Source organism: Methylobacterium sp. J-076 (genome assembly GCF_022829405.1).
GTDB lineage: Bacteria > Pseudomonadota > Alphaproteobacteria > Rhizobiales > Beijerinckiaceae > Methylobacterium.
Map to the genome: position 1 here is coordinate 43,892 of NZ_JAKSXW010000129.1, position 19,215 is coordinate 63,106.

Sequence of the window (19,215 nt, forward strand, 5' to 3'; positions counted from 1 at the left end):
GCTCCGCCAGGGTTTCAGGCGCCCTGCAGGTCGTGCAGGGCGCGGTAGGCCCTGAACAGGACGCGGGGATCGAACTTGCCCTGGTAGACGGCCGGCGGCTCGCGCCCGAGCCCGAGCAGGCCGTAGACCGCCGCCTGCGCCGAGCGGATCGAGTATTCGACCGTGAACACCACGTCGTCGGGCAGCTCGCAGAACTGGCCCATGAGGCCGAGATTCGTCGTGCCCTTCGGGAGGACCTGCGGCCGGTCGCCGGGCTCGCGCGGCAGGAACTGGCTGGTGATGAAGGGCATCATGCAGGGGATGCAGACAGCCTTGTCCAGGATGCCGGCCGCCTCCGCCTCGATGCGCAGGTGGCCCAGAATCTCGGTCATGATCTCGCGCCCGGTGCAGGCGGCCATCGGCTTCCCGACGAAGTCGCCGGGTGTGTCGACCGCGAGGCCGTAGCCCCAGAACACGCCGACGTCGTCGGGCTGGCCGATGAAGTGCGGCTGGAACGGGATGACGATGGAAGCCAGCCAGCTCGAGCGCGGGAAGGTGACGAGGCCGCCCTCGCCGGGCACGTTCCCGGTGGCGTCGCGGACCATGCGCAGGAACGTCGGGTCGTGCAGGGTGGTGGTGAACGAGACCCACTTCGACCGGTCGATATGGTCGGCGAAGACCTCGGGCCGCCCGAACTCGGGACGGCCCGTCGCCAGGCGGTCCCAGAGCGTCCAGGCGCCGCCGTCCGTCTTGCCCTTCAGCACGGGGGCACGGTCCATGGCGCCCAAGGACGAGCCCTCGGTCATCGAGCCCAGCGTGACGAGCACGAGGTCGCCGTCATGCACCCGGATCTCGCCGGCCTCGCCGCGATGGTCGGTGAGGATGCGGAAGACGCTCCGGGCCCCCTCCCGCCCGACGAAGCCGAGGTCGGTGACCTGCGTGTCGAGGGCGAAGACGACGCCGCGCTCGCCCAGCCACTTGCGCAGCGGCAGGACCATCGAGTCGTACTGGTTGTAGACCGTCCGCATGATACCCTGCAGGCGGTTGAAGCCCGAGACCATGTGGGCGAACCGCACGAGGTAGCGCTTGAACTCGACCGCGCCGTGCCAGGGCTGGAAGGCGAAGGTGGTGCACCACATGAACCAGAAGTTCGTCTCGAAGAACGACGGGTCGAACTGGTCGGCGATGGTGGTGTTCCCGAGCATCGATTCCGGCAGGAGGGCGAGGCGCTCGATGGTCAGGATGTGACCCTCGTCGAGGCCGAATTGCGGGGCCGTGAGCCGCTGGCCGTCGCTGACGAGGCGCGCCTTCGATGAGGTCTTCATCGTCTCGTTCCAGGCGAAGATCTCCTGGGTGACGGTGCGGGTGCCGTCGAGGGTCGGGATCGAGGCGAACAGGTCGAAGGTGCAGAGGTATTGGCTCTCCAGCATCCGGCCGCCGCGCAGGACGTAGCCGTCCGCCGGGTTGCCCGATCCGTCGAGGCTGCCGCCGAGGACGCCGGTCTCCTCGATCACGGTGATGTCGCAGCCCGGCACGTCGCCGTCGCGGATCAGGAAGGCGGCCGCCGCAAGGGAGGCGATGCCGCCGCCGACCAGGTAGGCTTTCCGGCGGGGGAGGGCGATGGGGGCGGAATGGGCCATGCGGGATCCTGCCTCTGGGCGTGTCTTCGAAGCGCAGACCCAAACTATTCGACCGATACTTCACGTCTTTGATCCAAGACAAAGCCCCAGCGCGGGATGGCGCGCATAGATGTTCTGCGATGGCTTGGAGCCGGGTGCTCTACATTGCCGAAGGAAATATCCGATGCGTCGTCCCGTCCTGGTTCTCTCCGCCGTGTTCGCATTGGCGATGACCGATGCCGGCTTCGCCCAGGCCACCCTTCCGAACGATGACGTCAACATCGCGAACAATCCCGGCACGGTGAAGGACGCCCCATCCGCGCGGGTGGAGGCCCTGGATTGCACCTGCCGCACCACGCCTGCGGACGAAGCCCCCGCGCGCAAGGGGGAGAGCGAGGCCGCGCCCGGCGACCGGATCATCGACTGCAGCTGCCCCAAGACCGTCCCGGACACGACAGGAGCCCTGGCCGGCCCCGACGCCGCGGTGACCGGTTCGGCCGGCCCCGGTGCGGCCCCCCCGCGATGAGCGCCGCCGCGGCGTCCGTTCCGCGCCCGGCATCGGCCGGAGGGTCGGCCACGCCCCCCAGGCCCGCGCGCGCGTCCGCCATCGAGGCATTCCAGCGCGAGACCTGGGCCGACGACGGCGGGGCGACCCCGGAGGGCCCCCGCACCGCCAGCCGCGTGCCGGCCGGGCCTCCGGCGCCCGCGCCCGCGGGGGGTGTCCCGCCGGATCGGACATCCCGGCCGACCGGACAGGAACGTCCGCCGCCCGAACCCCGCCCCTGACCGTTGCCGACGACCTTTGCCGACGACCCTTGCCGCTCTTCGACCCCGCCCGGGGAGCGAGGTTCGGCGACCGTCACCGGTAGGCGGCGGCCCCGGCGGTCGCACAGGAGAATTCCTGGTCGCAGGACGCCGCGCCGAACACCCCCACGGCGCCCATGACCGCTCCCGACCTCATCAGGGGGATCCCGCCGCGCCCGTGGAACGCCGCGGTCCCTTCGCCTTCGACGATGGAACAGGAGAGGGTGTCCCCGGGCGGAGGGATGACCTCGCTCGGCTCGCCAGAGGCCGCCGAGGCCACGGCCTTCCCAATGGCCCCGCGCGCGCTCATGCCGCCCGCGCCGTCCATCTTCGCGAAGGCGACGAGTCGCCCCTGCGCCCCGCAGACGGCGACGCTCACCGTGACCCCGAGGCGCCGGGCCTCGGCGACCGCTCGGCCCACCACCCGGGTCGCCTCCTCCAGCGTCAGGCCTCCGTCATCCAGGCCGAAAACGGGCGCGCCGGTCACGGGACGTCCCCTCTCAGCATCTCGCGACCGAGCGCCAGCAGCTGCCCGTCCGTGGCGGCCGACAGGTCGATGGTCGCAGTCGCCACGACCCGTCCCCGCGTCTCGTGATGGTGGTCGTGCAGGCGGCGCGACAGGACCGACATGGCGCTGCTCTTGCCGGTGCCGTGGCCGACGATGGCGATGCGCGGCGCATCCTTCACCGCCGCGACGATCCCGTCGTAGAAGCTCATGTCCTCCGGCGCGCGCTGGCCGCGATAGGTCCCGCCCTCCCTGTGGGCGAGGTGGTGGATGTGGCCATGGGGATCGTAGGGCCGGAGCGTGGTCTCGCTCGTCCCGCCCACCGTCGCCGGGTCGAGGCGATAGATCCGCGCCTCGTGGTGATCGACCACGATCAGGGCATCGGACTCGGTGGCCGCGGGCGTGGGGGTCAGCAACTCGGTGGAATGCGCCGACAGGCCGGCGCCCTCCAGCAGGTGCCTCAACCGCTCGACCTCACGGGGGTCCATGTCCTTGTGCGGCGGCTGGGGGAAGGTCCACGCGCGCCCCCCCAGGCTCAGGCTCCAGCTCCCGTTCGCCTTCTCTTCGGCGCTCCCGATCCTGTCGACGAACGCCACCACCTCCCGCCATTCGAGGTTCTCGCTGGTCGGATGGTTGAAGATCTGCGCAAGCGTGGTCCGGTCGTGGCCGTGGATCTGATGATGCATCATCGAGCGGGGCTCCTGGCGTAGGCCGTATCGGGCGATCCGGTCGGACCGCCCGATCCATCGAAGGGTGAGGCGCCCTCAGACGACCCGGATGTCGTTCTCGACCGCGGTCGCGCCGGGTGCGCCCCAGGCGGTCCAACCGGCCATCTGCCGGTCGTACCAGTTGTCCACGGTGCCGCTCAGGTGGACGACGCCGCCGGCGGCGCTGACGTTGATCGTCTTCGGGTCGTACCAGCTCCGGTGAAGGGCCTTGGTGATGTCCGCACCGATGTTCACGGCGTTGGGCCGCTCCCTGATCTTGATCCAGTTGGAGATGCCGACCACGCCGAGCATGCCGCGAATGTCGTGCTGCGCCGCTTCCTTCTGGAATTGCCAGTCGACCTCGCCGGTGAGGGTGACCCACCCCTTCTCCACCGCGACCTTGACGGCCTTGTCGGGGACCGAGACGTTCCAATCCAGGCGCTGCAGGAGCGCGACGGCGATCTCGTCATCGTTCCTCCTGGCGTGGTGGGGGAGGCGGACCTCGAGTTCCTCGGCCACGGCGCGCACGCCCTTGACCCGGCCGGCGGCCCGCTCGGCGGCATACTTCTCCATGTAGTTCTGGACGTGGCCCGTCAGGGTCACGATGCCGTCCTTGGCGGTCACACCGATATGGGCGGCGGTGACGCTCGGCTCCCAGCCGAGCTCGGCGAGGACGTTCGTCTGCAAGGTCTTGTCCATGGTCATGGTGCGTGTCCTGGATCGCGGGGGGCTGCATCCGGTCGCGTCCGTCGCCCGGGCGGCCCGGGTCGGGAGCGTGAGGCCTGGCGGCCGTGGCGACCGGCGATGGATGGCCCGGCGACGGCTCAAGTGGTCCGTGCCGATGCGGCGAATACTATTCCCGGATCCCGCCGCGTCCTTGATCCAGCACAAAGTTCGGCGGCGACGCCGCGCCCATGCTGTCCAACACATGGGGCAGGCAAGACCATCGCCCCGGACAGGGAGGCCCCCGACCATGTCAGGCACACGAAAGACCGTGACCGCTGCCCTCGGGGCGCTTCTGGCCGCGGCGGCGGTCCAGGTCGCGGCCCCGGGGGGCGACCAGGCCACGTCCAACGGCCCGAACATGCCGCCTTCGGAGCAGGTGGTGCCGAGCGATATCCGCCCGGAGCCCCCCGCCGGCACCGGAGCCGTGCAGGCCCCCGGCCCGTCCGGCGCGAGGTCCCGGTGGCACGACATCAAGCGCCCGCCGGCACGCCCCCCGGGCCTTTAGGCGGCGTCACGCGCGGGCGGGGGTGGGGTGGGGGTGGTGCCGGATGAAGCGCCCCGGTGCCTCCTCAACCACCCCCACCTCCCGCGCCTCCCGATCCTGGTTCTCCCGAGAATGCTCAGTGCGCCGACATCCGCGCGAGGCGGTCGTGGTCCACGAGGCGTACGCCTCCCGGCACGATCAGGATGCAATGGTCCCGGTCCAGCCTGGCGAGGGTCCGGCTCACCGTCTCGATGGTGAGGCCGAGATGGTCGGCGATGTCGAGGCGGCCCATCGGCAGTTCCAGGGTGACCGGGGACCGTCCGATCCGGACGTAACGCTCCTGCAGCCCCATCAGGAACGTGGCGATCCGCTCGTCGGCGGTCCGCCGCCCCAGCAGCATCATCATGTCCTTGGCCCGGGACAGCTCCTGTCCCATGATCACGTGCAGGTGCATCATCAGGCCCGGCTGTCCGCGAAGCAGGTCCATGAAGGCCAACCGCTCGAAGCGGCAGGCCGTCACCGGGCCGAGGGCATCGGCGGAGACCGAGAACCGGTCGAGCAGGGAAAGCCCGAGGAAGTCTCCCGGGAAGGCGAACCCGGTGACCTGGCGCCGCCCGTCCGGAAGGAGGCGGTACAGGCGAAGGGCGCCGGAGGTGACGTTGAACACCGAAGCCGCGGGCTCGTCCTGGCCGTAGAGGCACTGCTTCTGGTCGAGGGCGACGCGACGGCTCAACGGCTCCAGGGCGTCGCGCTCCGCCAGCGGCAGGGCCGTGACCAGGCTGACGAGACGGAGCTTGTCCACGCCCTCCCGGAGGTACGAGGGCAGGACAGGGGCATGGCCCCCCGGGCTGACCGGCCGTGAATGGATCGACATGGGCCCGTCCTGTCCTTTCCCGTTCGGTGCGGCCTCGCCGAAGGATCGGCGGAGGTCTTCGCCTCAGCGCCCCCGCCAGCGTTCGGTCGCCTTCATCCGCTCGGTACGACGGGCGAGATCGAGGAACGCGTCGCGTGCCGCCTCGTCGAGGTTGAAGGCGCGCTGCAGGACCCCGGCGGCCAACCGGACCGTCCTGTCGTCCCAGGCGATGCCGCCGCCGTCGCGGTCCCGCACGGTCACGACCGATCTGGCCAGGGTGGAGAAGGCGTCTGACTCGAACATCGTCACCTCGCGGCGCGGGCTGTTGCCTTCAGGCTCCGCAACCGGACAACATCCCTGCGGTGACAAGGAACGGGATCAAATACGGCGACCGGAGGCGCAGATCTGCTCGCGGGTCTCCCGGAGGGGGGAACGCCCCCGGTCGCCCCCCCGGAGCGGCGTGGCGCAGTCTTCAGCCGGCCGCATGGGCGGCGCCGGCCCGGCGCGGCAGGGATAGACGATCTATCCCGCCCTCGTCGCCGGACGGCGGATGACCCTGTGGGGGTTGCGCCGGTCGATGATCTCGACGGACCGCCCCTAGGCCGCGTGTGACGCAGGCCGACCGGCGCCTCCGCCCGGAGACGCGCCGGATATCGGGCGATGCGATGGCATCGGGCCGCTCGGGGTGGGGCGCGGCCGGCCCGCCGCGGCCCCTCGTCGCCACCCGCGGGCCTTCAGTGGGCCGGCGCGAAGCTCTTCACGGAGAGAAGATCGAGGGGCCGGATCTCGGGCGGACCTTCCAGCATCTCGTGTTGCAGCGTCCTCAGGGATTTGACGATCTGGCCGTGGATGTGGTCCTCGCGGCCCTCGTGGCTGAGGAACGTGTCGTAGATGCCGTAGGTCAGATCGTCGATCTGGAAGGCGTACCAGGACACCGTGCCCGCCTCGGCCTCGGCGACACGCTGCATGTCGTGCAGCCACGTTTCCAGCTGCCCTTTCGTCTCCGGCTTTGCCTTGAGGGTGACCAGCAGGCCGACGTTGCGGGGGGTGGTGCGCAGGGTGATCGGGCCGGAGGCGCGCCGGGCGGAGGCCTGCACCGCGCCGACCTTGAAGGCGGCGCCGGGATGGTCGTCGCGCAGGCGGGCATGGCCGTAGACCCGCTCCCGGGCCGTCTGGGGCACGGCGGGGCGCTCCTGCGGGATCAGGCCGCGGCGGCGCAGCTCCGGGGTGATCAGGTCCCGGAAGTCGGCGAAGGTGCCGTAATTCGTGACCCGGGCGATGTTGAAGCCATCGACGTCGGCGACATGGAGCCATTCCTCCAGATGATCGACGATCGTCCCGGGGGAGCCGACGCAGCTCGCGCTCATTCCGCCCACGCACAGCCATTCGGCGAGGCGGCGCGGGGTCCAGACGAGTTCGCTGTCCACGCGCGTCAGCATATCGCTGAAGGCGCGGATGCCGTCCCCCTGGAACTGATCGAGGGGCTTGTCCGGGTCCGCGCCGGAGAGGTCGATCCCGGTCCACCCGCCCCAGAGCGCGAGGGCCGCATCCACCTGCGCCCGCGACTTGATCAGCGCCAGCTTCTCCTGCGCCGCCGCGTCGGTCTCCGCGACGATCGGCGTGAGCATGATGATGATCTTCAGGCTGCGCGGGTCGCGGCCCTGCTCGGCGGCGAGCATCCGGTACTGATCGACGACCGTCCGGGTGTCCTTGGGATTGGTGCCGATGAGGAAGACGGCCTCCGCATGCCGCGCCGCGAACTTCCGCCCCCGCGCCGAGGCACCGGCCTGGAACAGGAAGGGCGTGCGCTGCGGGGACGGTTCGCACAGATGCGCGCCGGGAACCTTGTAGTATTTGCCGGTATGCTGGATATCGTGGACCTTGGATGGATCGGTATAGATGCCGGACTCGACGTCACGCCTGACCGCATCGTCCTCCCACGACCCCTCCCAAAGCTTGTAGCAGACTTCCATGAACTCGTCGGCCATGTTGTAGCGCTCGTCGTGAGCGATCTGCGTGTCGAGCCCGAGGTTGACGGCCGCGCTCTGCTGGTAGGACGTCACGATGTTCCAGGCGACACGGCCCTTGGTCAGATGATCCAGCGTGGTCATCGTCTTCGCGAACTTGTAGGGCAGCTCGTAGGTCAGGGAGACGGTGGCGCCGAAACTCAGATGGGTCGTGGCCGCCGACATGGCCGCGATGGTCATGAGCGGATCGCCGACCGGCGCCTGCGCCGCAGTGCGGAGCGCCGCATCGCGGTTGCCGCCGTAGACGTCGTAGAATCCGAGCACGTCGGCGATGAACAGGGAATCGAACCCGCCCTGCTCCAGCACGCGCGCCAGCTCGATCCAGTATTCAATATCCTTGTAGTTGTGGGTCTGGTCCCCCGGATAGCGCCACATGCCGGGGTTCTGGTGGACCACGCAGTGCATGTCGAAGGCGCTGAGAAAGATGTGCGATCGTGTCGACGACGGGTCGGTCGGCATGGGTCTATCCATCGGACGGAAGAGGTTCTGCATGGCGGACGGGCGCCGGAACAGGCGCCTGAGCCGATTTGCTCTAGTGTATTGTTTTCGTTGATATTTCTTACGCCGAAACGGCCTCCGCTTCGGCGGACGATGGGCTCACGCGTCTCCCGGAAACCTGCATCGCGAGGCCCGACGCACCCTCCCCTCCCCACAAGGGGGAGGGGCCCCACCGAGCCGTCGGGACACCCGATCCGAGGTTCGCCGAAACCGCCCTAGATCTTGGCCGCGAGGATCGAGATGGCCTTGAAGTCCGGCGGGCTGACGAGGATCTCCTCGCCGAGGCGGCCCAGCAAGCGTCCGACCTCCCCGTCCCGATGGGTCTGGCGCGCGCCCTCGTCGAAGAACGTGTCGAAGATGCCGAACCGCGTTTCCGTGATGCGGTAAGCGTACCACGTCACGGTGCCGGCCTCGCGGATGGCGGTCGTGAAGGCCTCGTGGAGCGTCTGCGCGAGCAGCTCCTGCTGTCCGTTCCGGGCCTCCAGGGTCACGACGAGACCATGGCTGGGGCGGTGACGCGCTCCCGCCGCCGAGGCCGTGCCGGAGATCGAGGCGGGTTGGCGTGTCATGGTGTGCCCCACCGGTCAGGTTGGAATGTCCCCTGCGATCGTCAATCGATGGAGTTAAGACTGATGACGATTGGCAGAGCGCTCGACTTGAGCCATCCCTTGCTTCTTGCAGGGGCACGAATAGTGCAAGACTTTCCTATAAATAAAAATGTCATTCCCCATCGGTCCGGGCCGGGCGAATGACCGCTCCACGAACGGGGGTATGCGCGAAAGAATACACTCCGCCGCCGGATCGCGCCCGCGGTGGCGCTCCCGCACGCGGACGCTGCCGGCCCTGAACCGGCCTCCGTCCCGCGCCGCGACACCGTCGGCGAGCAGGCCGGGAGGCGGCCCGCCGTCCCGGTCAGGTCACGGTGCGGTTCTCGATGGGCCTGCCCTCACGCCCCCGCGAGTGGCGCGGCCTCCTCGGTCGTCACGCGGAAACCCACCAACGTGTTCGGGCCGAAGGTCAGCGTCAGGGGCACATCGGCGGCGTCGCGGCCATAGGCGATCAAGATCCGGCCGATGCGCGGGCTGTTGTTGCGCGGATCGAACGTATGCCATCGCCCGCCGAGAAAGATCTCGATCCATGCCGCGAAATCGCCCGGGGAGTGCGGAAGCGGCAGTCCGATGTCGCTGATGTAGCCCGTGCAGTAGCGAGCCGGGATATTGAGGCACCGGCAGAACGTGATGGCGAGGTGGGCGTAATCGCGACAGACGCCGCGGCGCTCGTCGAACGCCTCCAGCGCGGTCCGCGTCGGCCGAGAGTGCTCGTAACCGAAGCTGATGCGGTCGTGCACGTAGTCACAGATGGCCTGGACCCGCGCCCACCCCGGCTCCATGCCGCCGAACAAGTCCCAGGCGGTCTGTGACAGGCGATCCGTTTCGCAGTACCGGCTCCCGAGCAGGTAGAGCAGCGTCTCTGCCGGCAGGCTCTGGATCGCGTCCTGCCGGGCGCTCGGCTCGGTGAGATCCCAGTTGCCATGGTCCCGCACCACCGTGTCCGTCCGCAGCGTGAAGCGCCCGGGCGGGGCGACGAGGCGGTTGCACCAGTTCCCGAATGTGTCGCGATAGCCCTCCAGCGGGACGGAGGGCACCGTCAGGAGATGATCGGGCCGCTCGAGGTCGGAGAACCGCGAGGCATGCACGTTCAGCATCGCGACGACCGGCGTCTCCTGCACGAACTCGTAGGTCATCTCGCAGCCGACGAGAATGCGCATGGAGTGTCTCCCAAAGGATGATCCGGGAGTGAGGCCCGTCGCCTGACCTGACCGATGGTTTGGATCGGGCCAGGGGATTAGCTACTGCATAGCACCGGCCAGGACTACCCCGATCGTCCGATGGGTCGGCACGAAATAGCCCGCCGCGGCGGACCCATCCGCGGTCGGAGCCTCCGGTGGCGCCGGCCCCACCGCCCCGCGTCGAGGCGGCGTCCCGGGCCGGGCCTGACGGGACCGCCGATCCGGCCGAAACCGTGTCAGGGCCCCTTCGACGTGCTTCCCCTCATCGATGATGAGCGATTATCCTGACGTTGCGCCGCCCGGATATTTCAGGATGTGGACGCACGTGATTTCAGCGTAGCCTGGAGGACGAAGATGCCCACCCTGGCGATTTTGATACTGGTGTTGGTCGCATCGCCGATGTCCGCATACGCGCAATCCAATCCCAAGCGCGAGAAGTGCCTTTCCGAAGCCGAGCAACAGGGCCTGTTTTCGAGTGTTCGCGGCAAGGGAACGGAGAGATCCAATGCAGCGATGGCCCCGCAACGGGCGGCGTTCATGAAAGAGTGCATGGGGCGGCGTTAGTCCCGGGGCCGTGACGGGCCGCTGCGATGGCGGCGGTCTCAGGGGATCCCCGGCCGGCGCTCAGGCGTCCCGCCCGCCCGGCGCCTCCGGCCGCAGGTGCGGCCATGGGGGGAAGGGGACAGGGCCTCCCGTCATCCCGACTTTCTGGCGCTCCAGCTGCCCTTGCATGCGATCAGGCCGCCGTCGGTATGCCACGCTCCGCTCCCGCTCCCGTTGGACTCGAGACGGCCGGTGATCGGCACCTTGTTCGCCCCCTGAATGATCGTGGCCTGGACCTCGCCACTCGCGGAGACGCCGCCTTCGATGTTCACGTCGCCGGGGATCGAGGCGTCGCTGTTGGCGATCTTCACTTGGTAGGTGGTGCTGGACGCGCACGGCCCTTCCTGGGTCGTGGCGGTGATGCCCCAGGATCCATCGTACTCATTGGGCACCTGCACCTTTCGGCTCGCCGCCTCGGCAGCGCAGAGCGTGATCGCGGCAAGGCTGGTGGTGACGAGCAGGACGGGGAGGCGTGGCATACGGCGGCTCTTTCGGCGGCGATCGGGATCGGATCGAACGCAGCAAAACCATCGAGCGGACGGAACGGTTTCGATCCGCCGCGAGATTGCGCTGCGTGGCGGGTCGAGACGCAACGCGGAGCCGGAACGCGGGCGACGGGGCCTGCGCCGCGGGCCGCGCCTTGACGGTTCGTTAACCGCCCGCCCATCCAGGCTCACGGCAGAGTCGGGCATGGGGGTGAGGGTGACGGGTGCGTTCGGATCGTGCCGCAGGATGGCCGGCAGCGTCGGCATCCTGGCGGCGCTATTCATGGTCACGGGTTGCGCCGGGCGTCCCGCCGGCGTGCTGCTGCCCGTGGCCGCGACCGAACCGGTGCCGGGCACCTCGCGCGTCGACATGCTGGTGGCGACCACCCGCAAGGCCGCCGCGGACCGCGGCGTGCTGTTCTCCGGCGAGCGCGGCGACGCGGTCGTCTACACCGACCTCGCCGTCTCCATCCCACCCGACGCCACCCGGCGGCCCGGCACCGTGCAGTGGCCGGACCGCTTGCCCGGAAACCCGGCGACGGACTTCGTCGCCCTCCGCGTCGATGCGCTCGACCGTTCGAAGGTCGCGGCCTGGACCGGTCGCGCGGTCCGGCGCGGCGCCAAGCGCCACGTCCTCGTCTTCGTCCACGGCTTCAACAACAAGTTCGAGGATGCCGTCTTCCGGTTCGCGCAGATCGTGCACGATTCCGGTGCCGACGTCGCGCCGGTGCTGTTCACATGGCCGTCCAAGGGCAGCGTGCTGGCCTACGGCTACGACCGGGAGAGCACCAACTTCTCGCGCAACGGGCTGGAGACGCTTCTGAGGGATCTGGCCAAGGATCCGAACGTCGGCGAGATCACCGTCCTGGCCCACTCGATGGGAAACTGGCTGACCCTGGAGAGCCTGCGCCAGATGGCGATCCGTGACCGGCGGGTGGCGCCGAAGATCCGCAACGTCATCCTGGCCGCGCCGGACGTCGACATGGACCTCGCCCGCGTGGCGTTCCGCGACATGGGTCCGGACCGGCCGCGGCTCACCCTGATGGTGTCCGGCGACGACCAGGCGCTGGCGGTCTCGCGGCTGGTCTGGGGCGACAGCGTGCGGCTGGGCGCCATCGACCCGACGGTGGAGCCCTACCGGTCCGAGTTGGAGCGCCAGAACATCGGCGTCCTGAACCTGTCGTCGGTGAAGGGGGACGACCCGCTCAACCACGGCAAGTTCGCCTCGGGCGACGTCGTGGCGTTGCTGGGCAAGCGGCTCGCCGACGGCCAGCCGATCTCGGACGGGCAGATCGGCATCGGCGACCGGCTCGTGAGCACGGCCGCGGGAGCCGCCTCGACGGTGGCGACCGGCGCCGCCTTGGCGGTGGCCGCCCCGGTGGCCATCGTCGATCCGCAGACCCGCGAGACCTACGGCGATCACCTGTCCCATGTGGGCTCGGGCCTGCGGGACACATTCGGCGCGACGGTGGACCTCGCCGGCGCCCCCGTGCGGGCCATGACCGGCGGCCGCTGAGCCGGCGGCCGGGACACGACGACGAAGCCGGACCTCCCGGCACCTTGGGGAACGGAAGATGGCGTGGAAGTTCGGACTGACCGTGGCGGCGCTTGCGGCCGCGTGGGCGGGAGCCGCCCTGGCCCAGGGGCTGGAACGTGGGGCGCAGGAGGGGGCGAACCGGGGTGAGATGATCGCCGGTCCGCTGGGGGCCATCGTCGGCGGTGCCGTCGGCGCGGCGGTGGGCACGGCCAACGGCATCCTCGGCATCGACCGGCGCGAGCGCTTCCGCATCTACGCCGCGGGCGAGCGGCGCCCGTCGTTCGCCTTCGGCGGTCCCGTGCGGGTCGGCACCGTCCTGCCCGAGGACGGCGTCGTCTACTACGACGTGCCTACCGAGTTCGCCCTGCCGAACTACAACTACACCATCGTCAACGACCACCCTGTGCTCGTGGACCCGCGCACGCGCCGGGTCGTCGAGGTCATCGACTAGGCCGACGCGCCATTCAGGCCTCCGCTTGGCCTGATGGGGCTTTGCGCAAAGCGCATCGGCCTTCCTCCGACGGCGCCGTCAGGGGGGGCACGACGCCGTTCGACGTCAGCCCGCTCCTGCAGCGGGCGACAGCCTTCCGCCGGCGTCGGCCGCCGCACAGGGCTTGCGGGAGCGTCTCGAATGGGCGGGAACCGGATCCCGATCCGTCGCCCCGAAGCGGAGGTTCCGCCTGCGCACCGACCTCGTCGTGGTGGCCGCGCCCCGCCTCCCCACGCGGGGAGGCCTGCGTTCAGGGCCCGGGTCATGCGGGACTTGGCCGAACGCCGTTCGCCCGCTCTGAACCTTCGGCTGCCTCACGTCGAAGTTGTCGGACATCAGTGACATCAGTGGGAAGATTGGCCGTCGCTTCCCGTTTGTGAGCGGCCCGCACATTGCGTCGATTGGAGCAGGGATTAAACCGAGTCCCAATGAACGCGGCCCTCGAAACGGCCGCTGCTACGTTCTGGAGGGGCGCCGTGGCTACATTCTCGGAAAGCGATCGATCCAAGTCCAAGGTGGCGACGGTGCTTCGCGTCACCAGCGGCAACTTCTTGGAAATGTTCGACTTTTTTCTTTTCGGCTTCTACGCCTCCTCTATCTCCAAGGCCTTCTTCCCGGTCGCCAACGAATACGCCTCGCTGATGCTGACGTTCGTGACGTTCGGCGCGGGCTTCCTGATGCGGCCCCTCGGGGCGGTGATCCTCGGCGCCTACGTGGACCGCATCGGACGGCGCAAGGGCTTGATCGTCACCCTGATGATCATGGCCCTTGGCACGATCCTCATCGCCTTCGTGCCGAGCTACGCGACGATAGGTCTGTTCGCGCCCTTCCTCGTGCTCGTCGGCCGCCTCCTGCAGGGCTTCTCCGCCGGCGTCGAACTCGGCGGCGTCTCGGTCTACCTCGCCGAGATGTCTACCCCCGGCAAAAAAGGCTTCTACGTTTCGTGGCAGTCCGGCAGCCAGCAGGTCGCGGTGATGTTCGCCGCGATCATCGGCTACGCCCTGAACCATGCGCTCGTCCCCGCCGAGATGAACGACTGGGGTTGGCGCATCCCGTTCTTCATCGGCTGCGCGATCGTGCCGTTCCTCTTCTACATCCGCCGCTCGCTTGAGGAAACGGAGGAATTCCTCCAGCGCAAGGTGCGGCCAAGCACGCAGCAGATCTTCAGCTCGCTCGTCCAGAACTGGAGAATTGTCGGACTCGGCATGCTTCTCGTCGCCATGACCACCGTGTCGTTCTATACAATCACCGTCTACACGCCGACATTCGGCAAAACCGTCCTCAAGCTCTCCGATACGGACAGCTTGCTCGTGACTTTCTGCACGGCTCTGTCAAACCTGTTCTGGCTGCCCGTGATGGGGGCGCTGTCGGACAGGGTCGGCCGCAAGCCGCTTTTGCTGATCTTCTCGGCGCTGACCTTGCTGACGGCTTATCCCGCGCTGTCGTGGCTGGTCGCGAATGCGTCCTTCACGAACATGCTGATCGTCCTGCTTTGGCTGTCGTTCCTGTACGGCAGCTATAACGGTGCGATGGTTGTCGCCCTCACCGAGATCATTCCCACGACCGTGCGCACGGCAGGGTTCTCGCTCGCCTACTCGCTGGCCACGGCTTTCTTCGGAGGGTTCACGCCCCTGATCTCCACATGGCTGATCCAGGAGACGGGCAACCAAGCGGCGCCAGGATACTGGATGGCGTTCGGAGGGCTTTGCGGCCTCATCGCGACGATCGTCATCTACAGGGGCGTCGCGGTCAGAGACCGGCTGTCGAACCTCGAAACGACCGCCGCCCTGCGCTGAACCGTCCACCAGTCCTCACGGTCGCCTGCCAGCCACCGTGCGTGCGACGGCCCGAGGACGGAGGGCGTTTCACTGTCGCGACGCGGACCTTCCGACCTTCTGAGTCGAGCGGGAGCGTGGCCCAGGCCAAGGTCGCGCGGCGGGCGGTCGCGGCCAGGCAGGCCTGCGGCTCGTTCAAGGCGGGTGATGACGTGCGGCCGGGCGGATTTGCGCTGCGTCGAACGCGGCTGCCCCAGGACACGGCGGGGGGTCGAACCGGTGCCCCTCGTCGGGCTTGTGCGTCTGCGGGACGTGCCGCCGGCCCCTGCCCGGTCAAGGGGCCACATAGCGTGACATCCCGCCATGCGGTCTTGTCTGGCATTACGGGGGTGAGGAACCACGCATGGCACATGTTCTCGTCATAGGCGCCAGCAAGGGTATCGGGCTGGAGACCACGAAGGCGGCCCTGGCGGTCGGGCACAGGGTGCGCGCCTTTGCGCGGTCCGCCGCCGGCATCGGTCTGACTGACCCGGGCTTGGAACGGTTCACGGGCGATGCGGTGAATGCGGGCGATGTCGCCGCCGCCCTGGAGGGAATCGATGTCGTGGTGCAGGCGCTGGGCGTGCCAACCAAGGATCTCATCGGGCCGGTGCGCCTGTTCTCGGACGCCACCAACCTGCTCGTGCCCGCGATGGAGACCGCCGGCGTAAAGCGGCTGATCGCCGTCACCGGCTTCGGTGCGGGAGACAGCCGGGATGCGATCGGACTTCTTCAGCGACTGCCATTCCGGTTGGTGTTCGGACGCGCCTATGACGACAAGGACGCGCAGGAGATGCGTATCCGCAGGAGCAGCCTCGATTGGACGCTCGTCAGGCCCGGCGTCCTGACGCCCGGCGCCGCGACAGGTCGCTACAAGGTCCTCACGGAGCCATCGTCCTGGCGAAACGGCCTGATCTCCCGAGCCGACGTGGCAGGGTACATCGTCACCCAGATCGACCATCCGTCCCAGGTGCGGAAGGCCGTCGTCCTCGTCAGGTAGGCAGGAGGCCGCGCGCGCTCCGCATCGCCGGGGGCGGCTTCGAACGGGTGGCTGTCCTGGCCGCGGAGGTTCCCCTGGCCGCTCACCGCTCCTTCCAGGCCTTCGCGACCTGGTCGGTCAACGGTTTGACGAGGTAGCTCAGCACCGAGCGGTCGCCGATCTGCATGTGGGCCTCCACCGGCATGCCGGGGACGAGCCGCAGGCCGGTCAGACGCTCGACCTCTCCGGTCCCAAGCTTGATCCGGGCGAGGTAGTAGGACGCGCCGGTTTTCGGGTCCTGCGTCACGTCGGCGGAGACACGGGAGACGTCGCCGGCCAGCTCGGGCGTGGTGCGGGTGTTGAAGGCGGGAAACCGCAGCATGGCGAGCTGGCTCACACGCACGTTGTCGATGTCCTGCGGCTGGATCTTGACCTCGACCTGAAGCTGGTCGGCCTCCGGCACGATCAGCATGGCAGGCTCGCTGGGCGTGACGAGGCCGCCGATGGTGTGCACCGACAACTGATGCACGGTGCCGTCCTGGGGGGCGCGCATCTCGATCCGCTTCAATTGATCCTGCGCCGCGACGCGCTTCTCGACGAGTTCGGACCACTTCCCCCGGATCTCGGCGAGATCCTTGCCGACGTCGCTGCGCATCTCCTGGTCGATCTGCAGGATCTGCAGCTTGGTCTCGGCGATCTTGCCGCGGGTCGAGGCGGTGGAAGCGATGAGCTGGCCGCGCTCGCCCTGGAGGCGGGTGCTGTCGCGCTCCAGCGCCGTGACCCGTTGGAGCGGCACGAGGTTCTTGGCAAAGAGGCCGTGCACGCCCTTCAACTCGCTCTCGATCAGGGCGATCTCGCGCTCCTTGGCGGAGGCCTGCTGGGTCAGGCCCTCGATCTCCTCGGTGAGCTGGGTGACGCGCTCGCGCAGCTGCGCCTTCTGGCCCTCGCGGCCGGCGACGCGGGAGGTGAACAGCCGGGCCTCGCCATCGACGAGATGGGCCACCGCCCTGTCCCCTTCGGCTCGGGCCAGGAGGTCCGGCGGGAAGTTCACCGCGTCGGCGCCGTCCCGCTCCGCCTCGTCGCGGGCGCGGCGCGCCGCGAGTTCATCGAGCGCCTTGAGCACGATGTCGAGGTTCGCCCGGGCCTGGGTCTCGTCGAGGCGGATCAGGACATCGCCGGCCTTCACCCGCGAGCCCTCGCGCACCAGCAACTCGCCGACGACGCCCCCGGTCGGATGCTGGACCTTCTTGACGTCGGACTCGACCACGAGCTGCCCCGGCGCGATCACCGCGCCGGAGATCATCGTGTAGGTCGCCCAGCCGCCGATGCCCAGGACGAGGATCGCGGAGAGGGCGGTGGCCACCACGAGGTGGTCGCGGATCGAGCCCAGCGCGGTCTTGACCGGCGGGAGGGAGACGGTCGAACCGGCCCCGGCGCTGAGGGCAGACGACATCAGGCACTCTCCTGGAGGGGGACCGGGCCGGATCCGGGGCGCGATCTGACACCCGGCGCGGTGGCGGGCTCGGACGCCGGCACGGATGTCGGCCGCAGAACCCGCGTGAGGATCTCGTCCCTCGGTCCGAAGGCCTGGACGCGGCCATCGGCCATCATCAGCACGAGGTCGACGGCGGCCAGCGCGCTCGGACGGTGCGCGACCACCACGCAGATGCCGCCCCGCTGCCGGACCCCGCGGATGGCGGCCGTCAGCGCGCCCTCCCCTTCGGCGTCGAGGTTGGAGTTCGGCTCATCGAGCACCACGAGGAAGGGATCGCGATAGAGGGCGCGGGCGAGGCCGATGCGCTGGCGCTGGCCGGCGGACAGCCCGACGCCGCCCTCGCCGATGCGGGTGTTGTAACCGTCGCTCAGGCGCAGGATCATCTCGTGGACGCCCGCTGCCCGGGCGGCCGCGATCACCATCTCGAAGGGGGCTTTCGGCTCGAAGCGCCCGATGTTCTCGGCGATCGTCCCGGCGAAGAGCTCGACCTCCTGCGGCAGGTAGCCGATGTGGAGGCCGAGCGCGGTCTTGAGCCACTGGTCGAGCGCGGCACCGTCGATCCGGACCTTGCCCCGCAGCACCGGCCAGACGCCGACCAGGGCGCGGGCCAACGAGGACTTGCCGGAGGCCGACGGCCCGATGATGCCGACACCCTGGCCGGCCCGGATGGCGAAGCTCGCCTCCTGCACCACCAAGCGCGGCGTGCCCGGCGGCGCCACGCTGAGGCCCTCGGCCGAGAGCGTGCGCGTGGGTGCCGGCAGAACCAGCGACGGGCTCGGCTCCGGCAGTTTGGCGAACAGGTCCGACAGCCGGTGCCAGCTCTGCCGCGCCGCGACGAAGCCCTTCCAGTTGGCGATGGCGAGTTCGGCCGGTGCCAGCGCCCGGGAGACCAGGATCGAGGACGCGATGATGATGCCCGCACTCGCCTGATTGTTGATGACGAGCCAAGCCCCGAGCGCCAGGACGCCCGACTGCAGCGCCATCCTGAACACCTTCGAGCCGGCCCCGAAACTGCCGGCGATGTCGGCGACGCGCTGCTGGGCGACCATGTAGTCGCGGTTGGCCGAGCCCCAGCGGTCCGCCAAGCGGTCCTGCATGCCCATCGCGGCGAGGACTTCGGCGTTGCGGCGACCGGCATCGGCCAGGGCGTTGCGGCGCTGTCCGTGTCCGGTCGTGGCCTGCGACGGGGTGCGCGTGGCCCGGTCAGTGAACAGCGTCACCGTCACGAGGACCAGCGTGCCGGCGATGGCTGCGCAGCCGATCAGCGGATGAAACAGGAAGCAGATCAGCACGTAGAAGGGCATCCACGGCAGGTCGAACATCGCCGAGGGGCCGCTGCCGGAGAGGAATCCGCGCAGCTGATCGAGGTCGCGCAGGGGCAAAAGCCCGTCACCCGGCAGCGCGCCGCTCAACGGCGCGCGCACCACGATATCGAACACCCTGCCGCTCAGGGCCTCGTCGAGGGCGGCCCCTACCCGCGCCAGGACCCGCGTCCGGATCATCTCCAGCACGCCCTGGAAGGCGAACAGCACCAGGGCCAGGGCACCGAGGCCTATCAGGGTCGGCACCGACCGGCTCGGGATCACGCGGTCGTAGACCTCCAGCATGAAGAACGAGCCGGTCAGGTACAGGATGTTGACCAGCCCGCTCATCACCGCGACGCCGATCAACACCGTGCGGCATGCGGAGAGCGCCGAGATCAGCTCGGATTTCACAGGTCTGAGCAAAGGAGCACTCCGCCAAGGTCCGGTTTGTCTCGGTCTTCCCGGGCCCGGGGCTGCCTGACATGCCCTGCAGGCAGCCCCGGACGAACGCGATTGT

General features: G+C 69.2%; 19 protein-coding genes. 7 read left to right on the top strand and 12 right to left on the bottom strand.

What is annotated here, in order from left to right; genetic code table 11:
• Window positions 1–14 precede the first annotated feature (14 nt).
• A complete protein-coding gene (locus MKK53_RS13755; protein WP_243929270.1) occupies window positions 15–1,619 on the bottom strand; it encodes an oleate hydratase in 1,605 nt (534 codons plus the stop codon).
• A 163-nt stretch (window positions 1,620–1,782) separates the two neighbouring features.
• On the opposite strand from MKK53_RS13755, the gene MKK53_RS13760 reads away from it, so the two are divergent.
• Window positions 1,783–2,124, top strand: a complete 342-nt coding sequence (locus MKK53_RS13760; protein ID WP_243929271.1) for a hypothetical protein — start codon at window positions 1,783–1,785, stop codon at window positions 2,122–2,124.
• 333 nt (window positions 2,125–2,457) lie between these two features.
• On the opposite strand, the gene MKK53_RS13765 is transcribed toward MKK53_RS13760, so the two are convergent.
• The 3 genes from MKK53_RS13765 to MKK53_RS13775 form a co-directional block, all read right to left on the bottom strand.
• Window positions 2,458–2,889, bottom strand: coding sequence for a GlcG/HbpS family heme-binding protein (locus MKK53_RS13765; protein ID WP_243929272.1), 432 nt, complete (start codon window positions 2,887–2,889; stop codon window positions 2,458–2,460).
• Complete coding sequence (locus tag MKK53_RS13770; protein ID WP_243929273.1) at window positions 2,886–3,596, bottom strand: hypothetical protein; 711 nt, start codon at window positions 3,594–3,596, stop codon at window positions 2,886–2,888. The genes MKK53_RS13765 and MKK53_RS13770 overlap by 4 nt, the downstream gene beginning before the upstream one ends.
• Window positions 3,597–3,671: 75 nt before the next feature.
• Window positions 3,672–4,319 carry a BON domain-containing protein gene (locus MKK53_RS13775; protein WP_243929274.1) on the bottom strand — a complete coding sequence of 216 codons (648 nt, stop codon included), beginning with the start codon at window positions 4,317–4,319 and terminating at the stop codon, window positions 3,672–3,674.
• A 268-nt stretch (window positions 4,320–4,587) separates the two neighbouring features.
• Here MKK53_RS13775 and MKK53_RS13780 point away from each other — a divergent pair, with 268 nt between their 5' ends.
• Complete coding sequence (locus tag MKK53_RS13780) at window positions 4,588–4,845, top strand: hypothetical protein (RefSeq protein WP_243929275.1); 258 nt, start codon at window positions 4,588–4,590, stop codon at window positions 4,843–4,845.
• Between the two features lie 115 nt (window positions 4,846–4,960).
• Here MKK53_RS13780 and MKK53_RS13785 read toward each other — a convergent pair whose 3' ends face one another.
• The 5 genes from MKK53_RS13785 to MKK53_RS13805 form a co-directional block, all read right to left on the bottom strand.
• Complete coding sequence (locus tag MKK53_RS13785) at window positions 4,961–5,698, bottom strand: helix-turn-helix domain-containing protein (RefSeq protein WP_243929276.1); 738 nt, start codon at window positions 5,696–5,698, stop codon at window positions 4,961–4,963.
• A 63-nt stretch (window positions 5,699–5,761) separates the two neighbouring features.
• Window positions 5,762–5,980: a hypothetical protein gene (locus MKK53_RS13790; RefSeq protein ID WP_243929277.1), complete on the bottom strand. Its 219-nt coding sequence runs from the start codon at window positions 5,978–5,980 to the stop codon at window positions 5,762–5,764.
• A gap of 431 nt (window positions 5,981–6,411) precedes the next feature.
• Window positions 6,412–8,163 (bottom strand): LLM class flavin-dependent oxidoreductase, encoded by a 1,752-nt coding sequence (locus tag MKK53_RS13795; protein WP_313901549.1) that lies wholly within the window; start codon window positions 8,161–8,163, stop codon window positions 6,412–6,414.
• Between the two features lie 254 nt (window positions 8,164–8,417).
• Complete coding sequence (locus MKK53_RS13800) at window positions 8,418–8,771, bottom strand: putative quinol monooxygenase (RefSeq protein WP_243929278.1); 354 nt, start codon at window positions 8,769–8,771, stop codon at window positions 8,418–8,420.
• 377 nt (window positions 8,772–9,148) lie between these two features.
• Window positions 9,149–9,970, bottom strand: coding sequence for a transglutaminase-like domain-containing protein (locus MKK53_RS13805; protein ID WP_243929279.1), 822 nt, complete (start codon window positions 9,968–9,970; stop codon window positions 9,149–9,151).
• Window positions 9,971–10,345: 375 nt separating this feature from the next.
• Between MKK53_RS13805 and MKK53_RS13810 the strand changes: the two genes are divergently transcribed.
• Window positions 10,346–10,555, top strand: a complete 210-nt coding sequence (locus MKK53_RS13810) for a hypothetical protein (RefSeq protein ID WP_243929280.1) — start codon at window positions 10,346–10,348, stop codon at window positions 10,553–10,555.
• Window positions 10,556–10,686: 131 nt separating this feature from the next.
• Here the strand turns inward: MKK53_RS13810 and MKK53_RS13815 are convergent, their stop codons facing one another.
• Window positions 10,687–11,073 (bottom strand): heme utilization protein, encoded by a 387-nt coding sequence (locus tag MKK53_RS13815; protein WP_243929281.1) that lies wholly within the window; start codon window positions 11,071–11,073, stop codon window positions 10,687–10,689.
• 253 nt (window positions 11,074–11,326) lie between these two features.
• Here MKK53_RS13815 and MKK53_RS13820 point away from each other — a divergent pair, with 253 nt between their 5' ends.
• The 4 genes from MKK53_RS13820 to MKK53_RS13835 all read left to right on the top strand — a co-directional run bounded on the left by MKK53_RS13820 (window position 11,327) and on the right by MKK53_RS13835 (window position 15,920).
• A complete protein-coding gene (locus MKK53_RS13820; protein WP_243929282.1) occupies window positions 11,327–12,595 on the top strand; it encodes an alpha/beta hydrolase in 1,269 nt (422 codons plus the stop codon).
• A 58-nt stretch (window positions 12,596–12,653) separates the two neighbouring features.
• Window positions 12,654–13,067, top strand: coding sequence for a DUF1236 domain-containing protein (locus MKK53_RS13825; protein WP_243929283.1), 414 nt, complete (start codon window positions 12,654–12,656; stop codon window positions 13,065–13,067).
• A gap of 515 nt (window positions 13,068–13,582) precedes the next feature.
• The gene (locus MKK53_RS13830; protein ID WP_243929284.1) at window positions 13,583–14,902 is read left to right on the top strand and encodes an MFS transporter; all 1,320 of its coding nucleotides are present in this window, start codon (window positions 13,583–13,585) and stop codon (window positions 14,900–14,902) included.
• Window positions 14,903–15,284: 382 nt separating this feature from the next.
• The gene (locus tag MKK53_RS13835) at window positions 15,285–15,920 is read left to right on the top strand and encodes an NAD(P)-dependent oxidoreductase (RefSeq protein ID WP_243929285.1); all 636 of its coding nucleotides are present in this window, start codon (window positions 15,285–15,287) and stop codon (window positions 15,918–15,920) included.
• Window positions 15,921–16,002: 82 nt separating this feature from the next.
• Here the strand turns inward: MKK53_RS13835 and MKK53_RS13840 are convergent, their stop codons facing one another.
• Entirely contained in the window at window positions 16,003–17,352 is a 1,350-nt protein-coding gene (locus tag MKK53_RS13840; RefSeq protein WP_243929286.1) for an HlyD family type I secretion periplasmic adaptor subunit, read from the bottom strand.
• Complete coding sequence (locus tag MKK53_RS13845) at window positions 17,352–19,121, bottom strand: type I secretion system permease/ATPase (protein ID WP_279599024.1); 1,770 nt, start codon at window positions 19,119–19,121, stop codon at window positions 17,352–17,354. The genes MKK53_RS13840 and MKK53_RS13845 overlap by 1 nt, the downstream gene beginning before the upstream one ends.
• Window positions 19,122–19,215: the final 94 nt, after the last annotated feature.

Bases quoted from the DNA above. Each gene is read 5' to 3' on its own strand.
- MKK53_RS13755 (WP_243929270.1), bottom strand. From the start codon at position 1,619: ATGGCCCATTCCGCCCCCATCGCCCTCCCCCGCCGGAAAGCCTACCTG.
- MKK53_RS13760 (WP_243929271.1), top strand. From the start codon at position 1,783: ATGCGTCGTCCCGTCCTGGTTCTCTCCGCCGTGTTCGCATTGGCGATG.
- MKK53_RS13770 (WP_243929273.1), bottom strand. From the start codon at position 3,596: ATGATGCATCATCAGATCCACGGCCACGACCGGACCACGCTTGCGCAG.
- MKK53_RS13775 (WP_243929274.1), bottom strand. From the start codon at position 4,319: ATGACCATGGACAAGACCTTGCAGACGAACGTCCTCGCCGAGCTCGGC.
- MKK53_RS13780 (WP_243929275.1), top strand. From the start codon at position 4,588: ATGTCAGGCACACGAAAGACCGTGACCGCTGCCCTCGGGGCGCTTCTG.
- MKK53_RS13785 (WP_243929276.1), bottom strand. From the start codon at position 5,698: ATGTCGATCCATTCACGGCCGGTCAGCCCGGGGGGCCATGCCCCTGTC.
- MKK53_RS13790 (WP_243929277.1), bottom strand. From the start codon at position 5,980: ATGTTCGAGTCAGACGCCTTCTCCACCCTGGCCAGATCGGTCGTGACC.
- MKK53_RS13795 (WP_313901549.1), bottom strand. From the start codon at position 8,163: ATGCCGACCGACCCGTCGTCGACACGATCGCACATCTTTCTCAGCGCC.
- MKK53_RS13800 (WP_243929278.1), bottom strand. From the start codon at position 8,771: ATGACACGCCAACCCGCCTCGATCTCCGGCACGGCCTCGGCGGCGGGA.
- MKK53_RS13805 (WP_243929279.1), bottom strand. From the start codon at position 9,970: ATGCGCATTCTCGTCGGCTGCGAGATGACCTACGAGTTCGTGCAGGAG.
- MKK53_RS13810 (WP_243929280.1), top strand. From the start codon at position 10,346: ATGCCCACCCTGGCGATTTTGATACTGGTGTTGGTCGCATCGCCGATG.
- MKK53_RS13815 (WP_243929281.1), bottom strand. From the start codon at position 11,073: ATGCCACGCCTCCCCGTCCTGCTCGTCACCACCAGCCTTGCCGCGATC.
- MKK53_RS13820 (WP_243929282.1), top strand. From the start codon at position 11,327: ATGGCCGGCAGCGTCGGCATCCTGGCGGCGCTATTCATGGTCACGGGT.
- MKK53_RS13825 (WP_243929283.1), top strand. From the start codon at position 12,654: ATGGCGTGGAAGTTCGGACTGACCGTGGCGGCGCTTGCGGCCGCGTGG.
- MKK53_RS13835 (WP_243929285.1), top strand. From the start codon at position 15,285: ATGGCACATGTTCTCGTCATAGGCGCCAGCAAGGGTATCGGGCTGGAG.
- MKK53_RS13840 (WP_243929286.1), bottom strand. From the start codon at position 17,352: ATGTCGTCTGCCCTCAGCGCCGGGGCCGGTTCGACCGTCTCCCTCCCG.